The 15,484-nt window shown below is 68.0% G+C and carries 12 protein-coding genes; 6 read left to right on the forward strand and 6 right to left on the reverse strand.

Translation table 11 applies throughout. The features are described 5' to 3' along the window. Positions 1-44: 44 nt before the first annotated feature. Positions 45-566, forward strand: coding sequence for a hypothetical protein (locus AC1DDH_RS04720; protein ID WP_476849929.1), 522 nt, complete (start codon positions 45-47; stop codon positions 564-566). Between the two features lie 140 nt (positions 567-706). On the opposite strand, the gene AC1DDH_RS04725 is transcribed toward AC1DDH_RS04720, so the two are convergent. Then, entirely contained in the window at positions 707-2,062 is a 1,356-nt protein-coding gene (locus tag AC1DDH_RS04725; RefSeq protein ID WP_476954946.1) for a uracil-xanthine permease family protein, read from the reverse strand. A gap of 231 nt (positions 2,063-2,293) precedes the next feature. On the opposite strand from AC1DDH_RS04725, the gene AC1DDH_RS04730 reads away from it, so the two are divergent. The 3 genes from AC1DDH_RS04730 to AC1DDH_RS04740 all read left to right on the forward strand — a co-directional run bounded on the left by AC1DDH_RS04730 (position 2,294) and on the right by AC1DDH_RS04740 (position 5,120). Further along, the gene (locus AC1DDH_RS04730; protein WP_476954947.1) at positions 2,294-2,899 is read left to right on the forward strand and encodes a malonic semialdehyde reductase; all 606 of its coding nucleotides are present in this window, start codon (positions 2,294-2,296) and stop codon (positions 2,897-2,899) included. 329 nt (positions 2,900-3,228) lie between these two features. Then, complete coding sequence (locus tag AC1DDH_RS04735; RefSeq protein WP_476954948.1) at positions 3,229-3,798, forward strand: hypothetical protein; 570 nt, start codon at positions 3,229-3,231, stop codon at positions 3,796-3,798. A gap of 173 nt (positions 3,799-3,971) precedes the next feature. Beyond that, complete coding sequence (locus AC1DDH_RS04740; RefSeq protein WP_476849926.1) at positions 3,972-5,120, forward strand: GGDEF domain-containing protein; 1,149 nt, start codon at positions 3,972-3,974, stop codon at positions 5,118-5,120. Between the two features lies 1 nt (position 5,121). On the opposite strand, the gene pgm is transcribed toward AC1DDH_RS04740, so the two are convergent. Beyond that, complete coding sequence (gene pgm / locus AC1DDH_RS04745) at positions 5,122-6,771, reverse strand: phosphoglucomutase (alpha-D-glucose-1,6-bisphosphate-dependent) (protein WP_243178293.1); 1,650 nt, start codon at positions 6,769-6,771, stop codon at positions 5,122-5,124. 148 nt (positions 6,772-6,919) lie between these two features. Here pgm and AC1DDH_RS04750 point away from each other — a divergent pair, with 148 nt between their 5' ends. Continuing rightward, positions 6,920-7,609, forward strand: a complete 690-nt coding sequence (locus AC1DDH_RS04750) for a DUF4190 domain-containing protein (RefSeq protein ID WP_476954949.1) — start codon at positions 6,920-6,922, stop codon at positions 7,607-7,609. Between the two features lie 31 nt (positions 7,610-7,640). On the opposite strand, the gene AC1DDH_RS04755 is transcribed toward AC1DDH_RS04750, so the two are convergent. The 3 genes from AC1DDH_RS04755 to AC1DDH_RS04765 form a co-directional block, all read right to left on the reverse strand. Then, on the reverse strand, positions 7,641-8,495 hold the full coding sequence (locus tag AC1DDH_RS04755) for a phosphotransferase (RefSeq protein WP_476886761.1): 855 nt from the start codon (positions 8,493-8,495) through the stop codon (positions 7,641-7,643). Positions 8,496-8,499: 4 nt separating this feature from the next. Further along, entirely contained in the window at positions 8,500-10,005 is a 1,506-nt protein-coding gene (locus AC1DDH_RS04760) for a peptide MFS transporter (protein WP_218670209.1), read from the reverse strand. 127 nt (positions 10,006-10,132) lie between these two features. Beyond that, positions 10,133-11,278: an alcohol dehydrogenase catalytic domain-containing protein gene (locus AC1DDH_RS04765; protein ID WP_476954950.1), complete on the reverse strand. Its 1,146-nt coding sequence runs from the start codon at positions 11,276-11,278 to the stop codon at positions 10,133-10,135. 407 nt (positions 11,279-11,685) lie between these two features. On the opposite strand from AC1DDH_RS04765, the gene AC1DDH_RS04770 reads away from it, so the two are divergent. Continuing rightward, positions 11,686-13,617: a sialate O-acetylesterase gene (locus AC1DDH_RS04770; protein ID WP_476856105.1), complete on the forward strand. Its 1,932-nt coding sequence runs from the start codon at positions 11,686-11,688 to the stop codon at positions 13,615-13,617. 315 nt (positions 13,618-13,932) lie between these two features. On the opposite strand, the gene AC1DDH_RS04775 is transcribed toward AC1DDH_RS04770, so the two are convergent. Next, a complete protein-coding gene (locus tag AC1DDH_RS04775; RefSeq protein ID WP_476954951.1) occupies positions 13,933-15,423 on the reverse strand; it encodes an amidase in 1,491 nt (496 codons plus the stop codon). Positions 15,424-15,484: the final 61 nt, after the last annotated feature.

Consider the following 15,484-nt stretch of genomic DNA (forward strand, 5'->3'; position numbering starts at 1 on the left):
TAGTCCCATTTCCAGCACCAGTTTCCAGTACCAGGAGGAATGACATGACTGAAAACCAGCAGGATCCCAAGTCCGTCACCGAGGAAGCGGGCGGCTACGGCACGCCGACCGCCGAGCAGGAGATGGGCGGCGATGGGAAGAAATTTGCCCAGCCCCGCGAGGAGGAGGCCTTCGACGCCGCCGGGCTGAACCAGGACAGCCCCGACGGCGAGACGTATCCGGCCGGCGCGCCGGACCTGAGCCAGTTCGGTGCAGAAGACCAAGACAGTGCAGGAGAACCCGGAGCAGGACGCTTCGGAGGAGCGGAGGAACAAATGAGTTCAGAAAACGCCAGCGCAACCCCCGGCTTCGACCCGGACGCCTCGGAGAATTCCGAGGCGGCAGTGCCGTCGTCGGAAGCGGAGATGGACGGCGCCAACACGGAAGAGCCCGACGCCGGGCGGCCCTTCTCCTCTGAGTCCGGACAGGACGCGGCGGGGCTGCCGGACGGCTCCGGGACGGACCTGCCGGAGAACAAGTCGCCGAAGGACCGCGACGATGACAAGGACGCCTTCGACGCCGGCTAGTCCCGGGCCCGTCGCGCCCCGCCGCCACCGGCGCTGCCGGCCGTGACAGCGAAAAGGCCGGACTCCTGCCCCTGGGCGGAGTCCGGCCTTTCTCGTCGGGCGGGATTGCCCGCTCGCCGCGCGCTTCCGGGCGGCGTTCTTTAGCGGCGCTTCTTGGGGGAGCGCTTGACGGCTGCCTTGACCGCGGCCGTCGAAGCCGCGGCCGGCGTGGGATCTTCGGTTTCCGGTTCGGCCACCGTGCCGCGCACCTTCGCGATCGCCTTCATGCCGTGGTAGATCACCAGGGCCGCGGCCGAGCCGAGCGCAATCCCGGTGAACTTCAAGTCGCCGATGGTCCAGGTGTAGTCGGCAATCCCGACAATCAGGGCGACGGCGGCCGTGGTCAGGTTGATCGAGTTGGAGAAGTTCACCTTGTTCTGGACCCAGATTTTCACGCCCAGCACGCCGATCATGCCGTACAGCATCGTGGCCGCGCCGCCCAGGACGCCGGCGGGGACGGTGGCGATAAGCTCGCCAAACTTCGGCGAGAAGCTCAGGATCACAGCGAAGGCGCCGGCCACCCAGTACGCCGCCGTCGAATACACCTTGGTGGCGGCCATGACGCCGATGTTCTCGGCGTAGGTGGTCGTCCCGGACCCACCGCCAAGACCGGCAAGTACGGTGGCGGCGCCGTCGGCCAGCAGCGCGCGGCCGGAGACGCCGTCGAGGTTCTGCCCCGTCATGGCGGACACGGATTTCACGTGGCCGATGTTCTCTGCCACCAGCACCAGTACGACCGGCACGAAGAGGCCCACGACGCCCAGGTGGAATTCGGGGGTCTGGAAATGCGGCAGGCCCACCCACCCAGCACTGTCCACCTTGGAGAAGTCCACCTCGCCCCGGATCATCGCAACAAGGTAGCCCACCAGGACACCCACCAGGATGCTCAGCCGGCCCAGCATGCCGCGGAACAACACGCTGACCACGATGATGACGGCCAGGGTGATGAAGGCGGTGACGGGGGCCTGGTCGAAGTTGGCCTTCGCCGCGGGTGCCAGGTTCAGGCCGATCAGCGCCACGATCGCGCCGGTCACGATCGGCGGCATGACTCGGTTGATCCAGCCGGCGCCGAACTTCTGCACTACGGCGCCGACGACGGCGAGGGTCGCGCCTGCCAGGACCACGCCGCCGAGTGCCCCGGGGACGCCGAACTGCTGCTGGGAAGCCATGATCGGCGCGATGAACGCGAAGCTGGAACCGAGGTAGCTGGGCACCCGTCCCTGCGTGATGACCAGGAACAGGAGCGTGCCAATGCCGGAGAAGAACAGGGTGGTGGCTGGCGGCATGCCCGTGATGATCGGGACTAGGAAGGTAGCACCGAACATGGCCACAACATGCTGCATCCCGATCCCTACCGTCAGGGGCCAGGTGAGCCGCTCATCCGGCCTGACGACCTCACCGGGGCGGACGGACTTGCCGTTGCCGTGGAGCTTCCATTTGGTGCCGAGCATGCTCATGCCGGGAGCCTTTCAGAGAATGTGGGGCGGGCGGGAAGGAATCTTCCCGAGCAACTTTACCGCGCAGCATTTACCGGCCGTCCCGTCGGGCCGGCGTGCTGCGGGCCGGGCCGGTGTGCCCGAGGTCACAGGGCGCAGCGGGAAGCAGGCGCCGTCCGTTGAAGTTGCAACTATTGACAGCAGGAGACGCCGGCCGCCCAAGAGTGCGCCGGCCCAGCGAAAGGGATGCCCATGACACTCGCCCACGATGAAGCAGTAATCGAGGCAGCCGCCGTCGACGCCATCTTTGCCGAAGCCCGCACGGCGAACGCCTTCACCGGCGACGTCACCGAAGAGCAGGCCCGCGCAATTTACGAACTGACGAAGTTCGGCCCCACGGCGTTCAACTCCCAGCCGCTGCGCGTTACGTACGTGCGCTCCGACGAAGCCCGCGCCACGCTTGTTGATGCGCTGGCCGCCGGAAACCGCGCCAAGACGGCATCAGCGCCGCTCGTCGCGGTCCTGAGCTACGACACCGCGTGGCAGGACCAGTGGGACGCGTTCCTTCCCGGCTACAACGCCCCCAAAGCCATGTATGACGCCGCGCCGGAACTCGCCGCGGCCACGGGCAACAACAACGCCCACCTGCAGGCCGGCTACTTCATCCTCGCGGTCCGCACCCTGGGCCTCGCGGCAGGTCCCATGACCGGTGCCGACTTCGCCAAGATCGACGCTGCGTTCTTCCCCGACGGGAGCCAGAAGAGCTTCCTGGTGGTCAACATCGGCCAGCCCGGGGCAGACGCCTGGGGCGAAGCCAAGCCGAAATTCGCCTACGAGGACGTCGTCCGCACCGTCTAACAGCCCTCGGCGCCGTTCTCCGGCGCTATCCTTCCGCGGAGGTGCCTGCGGCACTGTCCTCCCGCGGAGGTGCCTCCGGCACTGTCCTCCCGCGGAGGTGCCTGCGGCGCTGTCCTTCCGCGGAGGTGCCTCCGGCACTGTCCTCCCGCGGAGGTGCCTCCGGCACCATGGGGGACAGGCCGGAGGCACGCGGGATGCGATTCTGCGGTTCAGCGCAAGGCCCACATCCAAGGCCACTTCCCATTTTAGTCCGCGCCGTCGCCGCCGGCACTGTGAGTTTGCGGCGCCCGCCCGACCCCGGAGGCGCCGCGGCGTGGCACACTTTTCCCATGCGGAACCTGATCGCGGTGGCCTTCGTGGAACCGGTAGCCGAAGGGCTCGAGTTTCCCCGGGATGACTGGCCGCTGCATCTCACCCTGGTCAAGTTCGACGTGGTCAAGGCCGGCGTCGTGAAGTCCGACGTCGTCGAACCCGGCCAGGAAACCCGCGCGGAACCCGCGTCGGGCACGCCGCCGGCCGCGGGAGATCCGCTCGCCGACCACATTGCCGCCCTCATGGCGGACCCGGTGGCCGCTGCCCTGGGTTGCCGGCTCAGCGTGGGCGGCGAAGCCGGGTTCGGGCGCGCAGGGTCAATCCCGGTCAACCTGATTGAACCCAGCGACGAGCTGCAGGTCCTCCACAACGAGCTGGTCCGGATCGTGGATCAGCTGCCCGGCCGGATCTCCACGCCTGCCTACACCCTGGAGGGGTACCGGCCGCACGTCTCGCACCACGGCGACAAACGGCTCCGGCAGGGCGACACGTTCGCGTTTGACCGAATAGCGCTCGTGGACATGGCGCCCGACGGCGGCCACGCCACGCGCCGGATCCTGAAGTTGTGGACCGCCGGCCAGGCGTAGGCGAGGCGCCAGAACGGCGTCTTGGGAGGGCCCGGCGTCATATCCGCGACGCCGGCGCTGGATTCCTGCGGACCGGGTGCCATACTTGGGTCAACTTCGGCAGCTATTCGAGGGTTATTCGAAGACGAAGTGAGTATTTCGGGCAAATCACAGCGGACCGGGGGGACCACTAAATGATGCTTGACGCCGCGACACTGCGGGTTGCCTTGGCGCTTGTCGACCTCACACTGCTCATGCTTTTCTACTTCATTACGTTCCGGCGCACCCGGTCGCACTACAGCGGCTGGTGGTGCATGGCGCTCCTGCTGTTCCTGGTCGGCAACGCCGCGTACCTGCTGGACGGTACGGCGCAGCAGGGGTGGGCCATCCCTGCCGGCAACGTCCTGCTGGTCGCCGGTGCCGCCAGCATCTGGGCCGGCGGACGATCCCTCCGCGCCCCCTCCCTCCGGCCTTGGCAGCTCGCGGCCGGTCCTGCCGCCACCGCCGTCGCTTCCTTCCTCGACCACCCGGCCACCAACGTCTGGGCGGGAGGCCCGGTGTACCTGGGATTTATGGCCGTGCTGATCGGCCTGGCATCCCGGGAGCTGTTCCTGCTCGAGCGCGACTACTCGCGCGTCCACCGTCCACTCGCCGTGGGCGCCGGCATCCTGGCCGTGTTCTACCTTGGCCGCCTGGTCGCTTTCCTGGCGAACGGACCGGACGGTGCCGTCTTCACGTCGGTGTTCGGCTCCGTCCCCATGACCGTCTTCTCGACGATCACACTCGTGGTTGCTTCCTTCACCATGGCCGAGCTGAGCTACGAACAGCAGACCCAGGATCTCCGGGCACGGGCCACCGTGGACGGCCTCACGGGCCTGCTCAACCGTTCCGCGTTCCTGGACCTCGCCGAAAACGAACTGCGCCGTCTGCGCCGGACCGGCACCACGGCATCGATCATCCTCGCGGACCTGGACCACTTCAAGGCCATCAACGATCAGTTCGGCCACTCGGCCGGGGACTCCGCTCTGCAGGCCTTTGCCAGGGCCTGCTCCGGTACCGTCCGCTCCACCGACCTCGTGGGCCGTTACGGCGGCGAGGAATTCATCCTCCTGCTGCCTGGCGTCACGCCGGACCGGGCACGGGAAATCGCTGCCGACATCAGCGTCCGGCTCCATCAATCCGGCTCCGCAGTCATTCCCCGGCTGCCCACCGTGAGCTACGGCATCGCGTCCACCGGCGCCGGACCGGGCGGCCTCGACGCCGCAGTGATCTCGGCCGACGCGGCCCTCTACCAGGCAAAGACGCTTGGCAGGGACCGCGCCGAGTTGGCCACCGGCGGCTGAACTACGAGATAACCCCGTCCACCAGCGCCTTCGCCTCGGCCTGGACCTGCTTGAGGTGCTCGGCACCCTTGAAGGACTCGGCGTAGATCTTGTAGACGTCTTCCGTGCCGGAGGGCCGGGCCGCGAACCAGGCGTTTTCGGTAACGACCTTGAGGCCGCCAATCGCGGCGCCGTTGCCCGGTGCTTCGGTCAGTTTGGCCGTGATCGTTTCGCCGGCCAGTTCGGTCGCGGTGACGTCCGACGGCGAGAGCTTGCCCAGCGCTGCCTTCTGCTCCCGGGTGGCGGCCGCGTCGATCCGGGCGTAGACGGGGTCGCCGAACTGGTCGGTGAGGCCCTTGTACAGCTGCGACGGTGATTTGCCCGTCACCGCCGTGATCTCCGAGGCCAGCAGAGCCAGCAGGATGCCATCCTTGTCGGTGGTCCAGACGCTCCCGTCCATCTTGTTAAAGGAGGCACCGGCGGATTCCTCGCCGCCGAAGGCGCCCTCTCCGGACAGCAGCCCGGGGACGAACCACTTGAAGCCCACGGGCACTTCAACAAGTTTGCGGCCCAGGCTCTCGGCCACGCGGTCGATGATGGATGAGGAAACCAGGGTCTTGCCGATCACGGACTGCGGGTTCCAGCCGGTCCGGTGCCGGTACAGATAATCGATGGCGACGGCGAGGTAGTGGTTCGGGTTCATCAGCCCGCCGTCCGGCGTGACGATCCCGTGGCGGTCGGCATCGGCGTCGTTGCCTGTGGCGACGTCGAACTTGGCGCCGTCGGACATGCGGTTGATCAGGGACGCCATCGCCGACGGCGAGGAGCAATCCATCCGGATCTTCTCGTCCCAGTCCAGCGTCATGAAAGCCCACTGCGGGTCGACGGTCGGGTTGACCACGGTGAGGTTCAGGTGGTGGCGCTCACCGATCTCGCCCCAGTAGTCCACCGACGCTCCGCCCATCGGGTCGGCGCCGATCCGGACGCCCGCCTCGCGGATCGCGTTGAGATCCAGTACCGACGGGAGGTCGTCGACGTAGCTGCTCAGGAAGTCGAACTTGCCGGTGGTCCCGGCGGCCAGGGCCTCGGCCACCGGAATCCGCTTGACGCCGCGCAGGCCGTTTTCCAGCAGCTCGTTGGCGCGGTTGGCGATCCAGCCGGTGGCGTCGGTGTCCGCGGGGCCGCCGTGCGGAGGGTTGTACTTGAATCCGCCGTCGCCCGGGGGGTTGTGGCTGGGGGTCACCACGATGCCGTCGGCCTGCGGCGCGCCAGGGGCGGCATTGCGGTTGTGCGTCAGGATGGCGTGGCTCAGGGCAGGGGTGGGCGTGTAGCCGTGGCGGGCGTCGATGAGGACGTGCACGCCGTTGGCGGCCAGCACCTCGAGGGCGGAGTTTTGTGCGGGCTCGCTCAGGCCATGGGTGTCCTTGGCCATGTAGAGGGGGCCGGTGATGCCCTGGCCTGCCCGGTATTCCACGATCGCCTGCGTGATGGCGAGGATGTGGGGTTCGTTGAAGGACGCCTTCAGGCTCGATCCCCGATGCCCGGAGGTGCCGAAGGCCACCCGCTGGCCCGGGTCCGAAAGGTCCGGCGAAACGTCGTAGTACGCATCCAAAAGCGCAGTGAGGTCAACAAGGTCTTGGGGTTGGGCAACTGTGCCCGCGCGGCTAGCCATGGCACCAGCATGCCAGACGAGGGCGGGGTGCAACACGGTTTCGCGCCAAACCCGCTCCTGTGACGAAAGAAAACCAGCCAATAGGCCCGGTCCCAAGCCAACCGTGCGGCGGTACTCTGGATCCAGAGACTTCTTGAGGGGACAAGCCATGACTGAACAGCCAAAACAAGGCAAAGACGAGACCCCGGAGGGCTACCAGCCGACCCTGCGCCTCCCGGACCAGCAACCCGACGTTCCGCCGGGGCAGGCACCACCCGCCGGCCAGGACCAGGGACCGTCGGCGACGCAGCAGTTCGCGCAACCCGAATCCCCGCAGCAGCCCTACCCGGGCCAGCAGCCTCACACAGGCCAGCAGCCTCACACTGGCCAGCAGCCCGACACGGGCGAGCAGCCCCACGTCGGACAGCAGCCCCACGTCGGGCAGCAGCCCTATACCGGACAGGCGGCACCTGACCGCGGCCAGTACTCAAGCCCGTACCCCCCGATCTACGGCCAGCCGGCCGCCCCGTATGGCCAGCCGTCGCCGTATGCCCAGCCGGGCAGCCCCAACGCCTACGGCCAGCCCGCGTACTACGGCGCGCCGCCGTCGCCCAAGAGTCTGAGCATCGCCAGCATGTGCTGCGGCATCTCGGTACTGGTGGGATTCGGATTCTTCCTGCTCCCACAGCTGGCCGCCGTGATTCTGGGGCACATGGCCCTGCGGCGCGAACCGGCCGGCCGGGGCATGGCGATCGCCGGCCTGGTGATGGGTTACGTGGGCATCGCCGTCACCATCCTGGTCCTGGTCATTTTTGGACTGGTCATCGGCACCGCGCGCAACAGCGGGTACGGAGCCTAGGTCTGCCCTGTGGCGCCGGAGCCGCGCCTGGTCAGGTTGTCAGCGCAGCCACCAGGGGCTTCGCGTTGGCCTCAAGCCAAGCGCGCCGGCGGTTGATCTGGCCGCCCACGCCCTCCTGCCACATCCGCGCCCAGCCGCCGCCCAGGGCGGCGGCGTTGTGCCGCATCCGCTCGTAGCTGAGCGCCGCGGCGTCGATCCCGGCGCCGGGCAGCCGGCGTCGTTCATCCTCGCTCCAGCCGTAGGCATCGGCGAAGATGCGCAGCCGGCGGAACGGATTCTGGTCTTCCCAGCCCGGCCACCTATCTGACGGGTCGCGGAGCGGCACCCAGTGCATGGCGGTGTTGAGCGAATCGTGAAGTGCCGTGGCGGGTCCGGCGAGGTCGAAATCCACCAGTCCCGCGGCCAGGCCGCCCCGGACCACCACATTCTGGGGTGTCACGTCCAGGTGGCAGATGAGTCCGGCGGCGTCGGCGGGGTTTGGCCGGACCGGCCGGGGCGGAAACGCGTGGGCCCGCGGCACGAAGCCGGCGGACGCGGTGTGCAGACGCCGCACCAGGCGGGCCACGGAGGCCAGCAGGTCCTCGGACTGCACCCAGGATTCCGGCGGCGTCCCGGCGCAGTCTCCCGGCACGAAGGTCAGGACGTCCCGGCCCTGCGGGTCGCGGCCGAGGAAGCGGGGGGAGCCCGCAAAACCGGCGTCGTCCAGCCAGTCGAGGTACTCGGCGACGGCGAGGGATTGCGGCTGGTGCGGGCGGCGGATGGTTCCGCCAACCCGCACCACGCCGTCGGTGACATCGCCTGCCGGCATGAGTTCGACGTCGGACGCCTCGCCGGGGGCGGGGGTGTAGACGCGCGAAGCAACCGGAACGCGATGTGCGGTGCTCATCGGGTCAGCGTACGCCGCCCATGAGCTTCTTGATCGCCGGTGAGGCGACCGCCAGGCCCACAGCCAGCAGCATTGCGGTTCCGCCTATGCCGATGAAGTAGGGCAGCTCGTCCTGCGGGTTGTACAGGCCGGACAGGATGCCGGCCAGGGTGGTGCCCAGGGACACCGAGAGGAAGAACAGTGCCACCATCTGGGTGTGGAAGGCCTTGGGCGCCAGCTTGGTGGTCACAGACAGGCCGATGGGGGAAAGGAACAGCTCTGCAAGCGTGAACAGAAGCAGGATTCCAACCAGAGCCAGCAGAGGGGTCTTGCCACCGCCGGCCAGCGGGATGAACGCCAGGAAAGCAAGGCCCATCACGAACAGGCCGATCGAGAACTTCAGGGCCGAACCGGGCTGCTTGCGGCCGAGCCGGGTCCAGAGGGCGGCCATGATGCCGGCGAAGATGATGATGAACACCGGGTTGATGGACTGGACCCAGGCGGCAGGCATTTCCCAGCCGAACAGGTTCCGGTCCAGCTTCTCCTCCGAGTACACGGCGATGAAGGTGAACTGCTGCTGGAACAGGGCCCAGAACGCCGCGGAGGCGATGTACAGCGGGATAAACGCTGCGACCCGTCCGCGCTCGGTGGGGGTGACCTTCTTGCTGCTGAAGATCAGCGCGAAGTACAGCACCGACGCGCCGATTGCGGCGTAGGCCATGGACATGGCCAGGTTTTCGGCGTTCACCGTGCCGGTCACGAGCAGCACTGCGATGATCACGGCGATGCCGGCGAAGACGAGGCCGTAGCGGGTGCGCTGGGCGGCCGGGAGCGGGTTCGGTACCCGGTGTGCTTCTTCGGGCAGCTTCTTGCGGCCCAGCGAGTAGATGACAAGGCCAATGGCCATGCCGACGGCGGCGGCGCCGAAGCCCCAGTGGAAGCCCTGGCTTTCCTGCAGCCAGCCGGTGACCAGCGGGCCGATCAGCGCACCGGCGTTGATGCCCATGTAGAAGATGGAGAACCCGGCGTCGCGGCGTTCGTCCTTCTCCCCATACAGGCTGCCGACGAGGGCGGTGGCATTGGCCTTCAGGCCGCCGGAGCCGACGCCCACCAGCACCAGTCCGGCGATCAGGCCGGGAATGCCGGGCACGAGTGCCAGCCCGATGTGGCCGGCCATGATCAGGACGGCCGCGCCGAACAGCACCCGCTCGGACCCGAAGAGCCGGTCCGCGAGCCAGGCGCCGAGGATTGTGGAGAGGTAGACGCCGCCGCCGTAGGCGCCGACGAGGCCGGCCGCCAAAGCTTGTGGAATCTCAAGGCCACCCTGGGCAGCCGTGAAGTACATGTAGTAAAGGAGGATCCCCTGCATTCCGTAGAAGGAGAAGCGCTCCCACATCTCTACGGAGAAAAGGCTGGCCAGCATCTTTGGGTGGCCAAAAAACGAGGTGTCGCCCGGTGTCTTGGTGGGGGGACGTAACGAGGGATCGCCCGGCGTTATAGCGGGGGGATTGGATAAATGAGTTGTGCTCATTTACTTAATGGTGACATTGTGACGCGCGATTGTCACATTCGAGCAGGCCCGAGGCAAGCAACCGCGGCCGTGTTTTGCCTCTCTTTCCGCCGGTTTCGCGGGGCGTTCCGGGCTGGGCGGCTGTGTCCTAGACGGGCTCGCCGGCGGGCTCCTGGGCGGGCTCGCCGGCGTCGAACATAATGATCTGCCGGATGGCGAGGCCGTCCGCCAGCTGGTCCATGGCCCGGTTGATATCGGCCAGGGCGATGCGGTCCGAGATCAGCTCCTCGACGGGCAGTTTCCCGTCCCGCCACAACTGGGCGTATCTCGGGATGTCCCGCGACGGGACGGCGGAGCCCAGGTAGCTGCCCACGATCGTCCGGGCTTCGGCGGTGACGGTCAGCGGCGCCAGCTGGGCGCGGGCCTCGGGGGAGGGCAGTCCCGCCGTGACGGTGGTGCCGCCGGGGGAGGTGGCGGCGAACGCGGTCTCGAACGCGCGGGGATTTCCCGCGCACTCGATCACGAACCTGGCTTTGACCCCGGCGTCGAGGACCTGCTGCGGGGTGTATGTCTCGTGGGCGCCGAGGCGGCGGGCGTGATCGAGTTTCTGCTCCAGCGTGTCCACAGCGACAATCCGCGAGATTCCTTGCGAGACGGCGGTGATGAGCGCCGCCATGCCCACCCCTCCGAGGCCGACGACCATGATGCTGTCCTGCGGGCGGGGCCGGGCCGCGTTGAGCACCGCGCCGCCGCCGGTCAGCACAGCGCAGCCCAGCACTGCCGCAATGTCCGCGGGGATGTCGTCGTCGACCGGCACGGCGGAAGCGCGGTCCACGACGGCGTGGGTGGCGAAGCCTGAGACGCCAAGGTGGTGGTGGACGGGCTCGCCGTCGCGGCTCAGGAGACGGGATCCGTGCAGCAGGGTCCCGTCGTTGTTGCTCTTGGAACCTGCCGTGCAGGGCAGCCGGCCGTCCTCGGCGCAGTTCGCGCAGTTCTCGCAGCGGGGCAGGAAGGACATGACCACCCGCTGGCCGGGCTGCAGGTCCGTGACGCCGGAACCGACCGTCACGATGCGCCCCGCGGCCTCGTGGCCCAGTAGCATGGGAACGGGCCGGACCCGGTTGCCGTCGACGACGCTCAGGTCCGAGTGGCAGATTCCGGCGGCCTCCATCCGGACAAGGATCTCGGTGGGCCCGGGAGCCGCCAGTTCCAGCTCGGAGATGCTGATCGGCCTGGACTCCGCGAAGGGGCGGGGGCGGCCGATTTCCTCAAGTACTGCACCGGTGATCTTCATCGATCCTCTTTCGCGGCCTGGTCGGGTTTGAGTGAACGATAGCCGCCTGCCGCCGCCAGCGTCCATTTGGGGGCTGGGGAGGTCCGACGGCGGCCGCGGGCTTGGGGTGGCTGGGGGCGGGCGGTTTCGCGTAGGGCAGCCAGCCACCGCCGCGGGCAAGAAAACCTCAAGGTGACTGCGCCAAAGTGTGAACCATGGCTGGTTGGGGAAAGCTCTGCCGTCCCCCGGACGCGGCAGAGCCGGCAGTGATGACAGTGCCCTCCTCAACAACGGCCTCTATCCTGCGGCTGTTGCCCCGGTGGCACTGGGCCCCGGAACCGCCGGGAAGGTCTGCGACGTCGGTCCACGGCCGGCGGTTTCACCGGTTGCTGATCGGCCTGTCGGTATGCGTGCTGATGATCGCGGGCATGGTGCCGGCGCAGGCCGCAAAGGCCATCACCACTCTTCACGTCTTTCTCGCGGTCGGTCAATCGAACATGTCGGGGCGGGGCGTTCCCGTCCTCGGCCTGGCAGACACGGCGGCAGACCCGCGTATCTTCCAGTACGGAGCGAAAACCCGCACGTTCCGTTCGGCCTCCGTCCCGCTTGACATGCTCGACACCCCCAGCGGCATTTCTCCGGCGACGACGATGGCCCGGGAGTATTTGAAGACCCAGCCCGCCGACGTCGGAGTCCTCATCATCCCCGCGGCACACGGCGACACCGCATTCACGGCAGCGCCGGGGACATTGACCTGGTCAGTCGGGGCGGCTTCCGCGCCGGGCTATGACCTGCCCGCGCTGGCGGTCAAGCAGACGTTGAGCGGTATTGCGGCGGCGAAGGCGGCCGGGTACGCGGTGGACCTCAAAGGGATCCTGTGGCACCAGGGCGAGAGTAACTCCGCCACAACCACCGCCATATACAGTGCGAGCCTGGACCGACTCATTGCCTTCTTCCGCAGTCGGCTGTCCGCGCCGAAGCTGCCCTTTGTCGTGGGACGCATGTCGCCGGAAAGCATAGCGAGTGTGCCTGGCCGGGCCAACGTGGACAAGAGCCACTACCAAACCCCAGACCGCGTGGCCTATACAGGATTCGCGCCATCGATGGCCTGCGCCCTGAACCCGGGGGACTCCACCCACTTCTCGCGGACGGGGGTCGAATACCTGGGGCGGGCATTTCTTGCCGCGTATTGGCAGGCGATCGCGAACACCCAGGCGTCGCCCATCGCCACACCGGCCCTCAGCGTGCCCAACTGTGCGGGCCGGGCCATCGCCATCGACCCAACACGATTCCTGGACACCAGGATTTGGCCGGGCCGGTTGGCAGCGGGCAAGTCGGTAACTTTCCGCGTCGCCGGCGTCCGCGGCGTACCGGCGAATGCGTCCGCGGTCGCCGTGAACCTGACGGTGACCTCGGCGACGTCGTCCGGCGTCATCACCGCCTATGCCTCCGGGACATCCAAACCGGGCACCTCGAACTTGAACTATGTTGCGGGGCAGACTGTTTCCAACCTCGCCATGGTCCCGCTTGGCACCGACGGCCGGCTGACCCTGACCAACACCTCGTCCGGGACCGTGCATCTGATCGCCGATGTGTCTGCGTACTTCCATGACGGCACACCGACAGCGCCGGGCGTTTTCAGTGCAGTCAAGCCCACCCGGCTGCTGGACACGGGTTCCTCCTCCGGGGCCGTCGCCGGCGGACGGACGGTGTCCTTCAAAGCCGGCGGCACGACGGGTATCCCGGCCAATGCCTCGGCGGTGGTCCTGAGAATCACGGCATTCGGGACGAAGTCGCTCGGCTACCTGACCGCCTACGCCACGGGGTCCCCGATGCCGAGCACTTCCAATTTGAATTACTCCGCGGGACAGACCGTGTCCAACGTTGTTGTGGTTCCCGTCGGGACCGACGGGAAAGTGACGGTGGCAAATACGTCGTCCGGATCGGCACAGATGATCGCAGACGTCACCGGGTACTTCCTACCCGGAAAACCTACACAGGTAGGCGCCCTGCGAGCCTGGAGCCCCATGCGGTTCCTGGACACGCGGGTCACCTCCGGCCCCGTCGCGGCGGGCGGCTCAGTCACTATCCACGTGCGCGGCGTCAAGGGGATACCCACCACCGTGGCCGCCGTAGTAGTCAACCTGACCGTCACCGAGTCAAAGTCCATCGGATACCTCACTGCGTTCGCCTCGGGCTCGACCACTCCGAACGCCTCGAACCTCTCCTACCAGCGTGGTCAGGCGGTTGCTAACCTCGCAGTGGTCCCGGTGGGGCCGGACGGCAAAGTCAAGATCACGAATACCTCGAGCGGCTCGGTGCAGATCATCGCCGACGTTGCGGGCTACTTCCGCGGGTAGGGCTGCGGTCCGTCTAGGGCGAGTTGGTTGAGTTCCTGGGCCTCACCGGGGGACATGCTCATTCTTGGCGCCCGGGCGTGGACATGATGGCATTATGTCCACCCGCCTCGGCTACGGGCGGACATGTCCGTGATGAGCACTGGACATGTCCATAGCGCGGCGTCAGGGGCGGGCGGGTCCATTGCGCGGCGTGCGGAATGGGCATGTCCCGACTGGTGGAGGACGGACATGTCCGGTGCCCGATGTGAGTTCCGGACATGTCCCCTGCGCGGCGTCAGGTGTGGGCATGCCCACGGGTGAGTGCCGGGTCCACGGCTAGAAGCCCAATTCGGCGGCCACCTGCAGCAGGAGCCCCTCGGAGCCCATCGGCCCGATCACCTGGATGCCCATCGGCAGGCCGGAACCAGGGGCGCCGCCGGTCCAGTGCACCGGGATGCTGATGGCCGGCAGCCCGCAAACGTTGACCATGGATGACCATGGAGCGTACTCGCACTGTTTGCGGTAGTCGCCGTCGGCGTCGCCCGCCCATTCCGCGGCCGGCCAGTAGCCTCCGCCGTGGGTCGCGCCCGTGAACCAGCCCACCGGACGGGGTGTCTGCGCCAGGGCCGGCGTCACTATGAGGTCCCATTGGGCGTACTGGACAATCGTGTCCTGCTGGAACTGCCGGAGGAACCCGAGGGATTCGTTAAGTTTGGCTGCACTGCGCTGCTGTGCCCGCCGGCGGAAAGTCCTGGTGAGCGGTGTCAGGAGCGCCTCGCGCTGCGGCGAGATGCGCGCGCTGCCAATGCCGGCCGTCCAGGCTGTGGTGAAAGCATCCGGGTAGCGGTTGTCGTAGCGAATCGCGGCTTCCATCGTCTCGTGCCCCGCCGCCTCCAGCCGCGAGATGCCGTCCGCGAGTGCGTCGAGCGCCTCACTGTCCGGGATGAAGGGAAACTTCGCTTGCCACGGGCTGTCGAGACTTATGCCGATCCTCAGCGGTCGGGGCTCGCTGGCGGTCAGTTCGAGATAACTGGTGTGCGCCCGGCCGCCCATGCACGGACCGCCCGCACCCTGTTCGCCCGCACCCTGTTCGCCCGCACCCTGATTGTCCGGGCCCGGCACCAGAGCATCCAGCAGCAGCGCGGCGTCGGCGGCGGAGCGGGCGAGCGGTCCGGCAACCACGAGCTGCGCGGGATCGCCTGAGCTTTCCCCGGCCGGCAGAAGCCCACGTCCGGGCTTCAACCCGACCAGTCCGCATGCCGCGGCCGGGATCCGCACGGAGCCCCCGCCGTCGGACCCGGGGGCGAACGGCAACAGCCCCGCGGCCACCGCGGCAGCACTGCCGCCCGAGGAGCCGCCCGAACTGCGGCTGAGTGCATACGGATTGCGCGACGGCGGGGCGATCCGGTTCTCGCTGTAGGCGGTCAGGCCGAACTCCGGGACCTGTGTCTTGCCCAGCGAGAGGACCCCGGCGGCCTTGAGCGCGGCGGGAACTGCGCCGTCGGCCAAGGCCGGCTTGCGTTCCAGGGCCGCGCTTCCATGCGTGGTGACGACCCCTGCCACATCCGTCAGGTCCTTGAAGGCGACCGGCATTCCATGCAGCAGGGGCAAGGCGCCGCCGTTCCGGCTCCGGAGGGCGTAGCGCCGGTCAGCTGCCGTGGCGTCTTTCCGCGCCTGTTCCGCGGTGACCGTGATGAAGGCACCGAGGTGCGGATTCTCGGCTTCGATCCGGTCCAGGAAATGATCGGCGGCGGCCCTGGCGGACAGCTCGCCGGAACGGAGCGCATCGCGGAGCTCGACGGCGGAGAGTTCGTGGATTTCAGCCAAGGAGGCGGGGCTCCGGCCGTACGTGGGGCCGCGCGGGCCGGCTGCCCGGGGGACATGCCCA

It is taken from the genome of Arthrobacter sp. 10T425 (genome assembly GCF_056393985.1).

Bases quoted from the DNA above. Each gene is read 5' to 3' on its own strand.
- AC1DDH_RS04735 (WP_476954948.1), top strand. From the start codon at position 3,229: ATGCGGAACCTGATCGCGGTGGCCTTCGTGGAACCGGTAGCCGAAGGG.
- AC1DDH_RS04765 (WP_476954950.1), bottom strand. From the start codon at position 11,278: ATGAAGATCACCGGTGCAGTACTTGAGGAAATCGGCCGCCCCCGCCCC.
- AC1DDH_RS04755 (WP_476886761.1), bottom strand. From the start codon at position 8,495: ATGAGCACCGCACATCGCGTTCCGGTTGCTTCGCGCGTCTACACCCCC.
- AC1DDH_RS04770 (WP_476856105.1), top strand. From the start codon at position 11,686: ATGGTGCCGGCGCAGGCCGCAAAGGCCATCACCACTCTTCACGTCTTT.
- AC1DDH_RS04760 (WP_218670209.1), bottom strand. From the start codon at position 10,005: ATGAGCACAACTCATTTATCCAATCCCCCCGCTATAACGCCGGGCGAT.
- AC1DDH_RS04720 (WP_476849929.1), top strand. From the start codon at position 45: ATGACTGAAAACCAGCAGGATCCCAAGTCCGTCACCGAGGAAGCGGGC.
- AC1DDH_RS04730 (WP_476954947.1), top strand. From the start codon at position 2,294: ATGACACTCGCCCACGATGAAGCAGTAATCGAGGCAGCCGCCGTCGAC.
- AC1DDH_RS04740 (WP_476849926.1), top strand. From the start codon at position 3,972: ATGATGCTTGACGCCGCGACACTGCGGGTTGCCTTGGCGCTTGTCGAC.
- AC1DDH_RS04725 (WP_476954946.1), bottom strand. From the start codon at position 2,062: ATGAGCATGCTCGGCACCAAATGGAAGCTCCACGGCAACGGCAAGTCC.
- AC1DDH_RS04750 (WP_476954949.1), top strand. From the start codon at position 6,920: ATGACTGAACAGCCAAAACAAGGCAAAGACGAGACCCCGGAGGGCTAC.
- pgm (WP_243178293.1), bottom strand. From the start codon at position 6,771: ATGGCTAGCCGCGCGGGCACAGTTGCCCAACCCCAAGACCTTGTTGAC.